This is a genomic window from Streptomyces sp. NPDC060198, assembly GCF_042728415.1.
Taxonomy (GTDB): Bacteria; Actinomycetota; Actinomycetes; order Streptomycetales; family Streptomycetaceae; genus Streptomyces.
This window is the reverse complement of the sequence record NZ_JBHWZJ010000646.1, coordinates 1-1,251: the sequence shown is the minus strand read 5'-3', so window position 1 is coordinate 1,251 and position 1,251 is coordinate 1. Positions and strand designations below refer to the sequence as shown.

Genomic DNA, 1,251 nt, shown 5'->3' with positions numbered 1-1,251 from the left:
CACCCGTCCCGGGTGGCGTAGGACGCAGGACCACAGCGGCCGGGGAGGCCGCTGCCGGGTCGGGTCAGCCGCGCGGGGCTCGCCGGGTACGGGTGCGGTTCTCCAGCAGGTCGCGCCGGATCTGCGCGGCGGTGTGCCGGGCGTGGTCGGTGGTCGCCCGCCGCTCGGAGACGGACGGCACGAACCGGTACGTGGGCTGCCGGCAGCGTCCGCAGGGCAGGTCGGTGGTGGTGAGGTAGCCGTCCTCGCAGTCGGGATCTGGGCAGATGCCCCGCGTGAGCAGGGCTTCCGCGATCTCCAGCGGTGTGTAGCGGCGGCGGCCGTCCTCGTCCGTCTCGTGCAGGGCGTGGGCCCAGCGCAGGTTCCAGCGGCGCTCGATCCGCTCCCGGAGCAGGAAGGCCGTGCGCCGTCCGAGTTCCTGGCGGATCAGGTCGTGGACCTCGGCGGGGAGCCGGCGGCCGAATCCCTGCATCAGGGGCTGCGGCAGGGCGTTCAGCACGTAGCCGAAGGGGTCCTTTCCGGCGTGGCGGTGCCACGCCTCACAGCCGCAGGAGCCGTCCGGCCGTTTCGGGGAGAGGCAGCGTCCGCAGAGTCCTCGGCACTCGGCGCAGAGCCCCTGGTCGAGGCCGTCCAGGTGGGGGGCCGGAGCCCGTCCGCACTCCCGGCAGCAGGAGCTGCAGGGTCCGCAGAGCCGCTCCCCCGCCACGTTCGTGGACCAGGTCCGCGTCTGGCACCGGCAGCACAGGGCACTGTTGCAGTACTCGTGGTGCGCGGCTCCGGAGTGACGGCCTGAGGGCGGGAAGGACATGGCGGAGTTCTCCAGGGGCGCGACGGGGAGTGGCAGATGTGTGCTCCGGGTCGCCGGGAATCGGACGGGGACCTGTGGACGACGTTACCGCCCGCCGAGGGTGAACGCGGCGGGCGGTCGTGCGCGGCCCGTGCCCGGTGGGCCTGCGGGAGGGGCCGGGTTCCTCGCGTACGGCCCGGTCCGGGGCCTACGGGTCTCAGGGTCTCAGCCCGCTCACGATCTCGGCGGTGGAGACGATTCCGTCGTGGATCGTGGGTGCCATCCGCGTGCCGGCGAGGAGGAAACCCAGCAGCGCGCAGACGATGGCGTGCGAGATTTTCAGGCCTCCGTTGCGCATGAAGATGATCGCGATGATCAACAGGAACACCACAAGTGAGATGGAAATAACCATGCCCCGCCTCCTCCGCCGCGCCCGGTGTGCGGCATTTCGCGGCCAGTGTGGC

Annotated in this window: 2 protein-coding genes; both read right to left on the bottom strand. The window is 72.1% G+C overall.

Annotation, left to right across the window (positions count from 1 at the left end):
* Nucleotides 1-64 precede the first annotated feature (64 nt).
* Nucleotides 65-808, bottom strand: coding sequence for a hypothetical protein (locus tag ACFWEP_RS34430; protein WP_387376206.1), 744 nt, complete (start codon nucleotides 806-808; stop codon nucleotides 65-67).
* A gap of 196 nt (nucleotides 809-1,004) precedes the next feature.
* Nucleotides 1,005-1,199 (bottom strand): hypothetical protein, encoded by a 195-nt coding sequence (locus ACFWEP_RS34425; protein WP_387376204.1) that lies wholly within the window; start codon nucleotides 1,197-1,199, stop codon nucleotides 1,005-1,007.
* Between the last annotated feature and the right edge of the window lie 52 nt (nucleotides 1,200-1,251).

Coding starts and splice junctions, on each gene's coding strand:
- ACFWEP_RS34425 (WP_387376204.1), bottom strand. CDS start 1,199: ATGGTTATTTCCATCTCACTTGTGGTGTTCCTGTTGATCATCGCGATC.
- ACFWEP_RS34430 (WP_387376206.1), bottom strand. CDS start 808: ATGTCCTTCCCGCCCTCAGGCCGTCACTCCGGAGCCGCGCACCACGAG.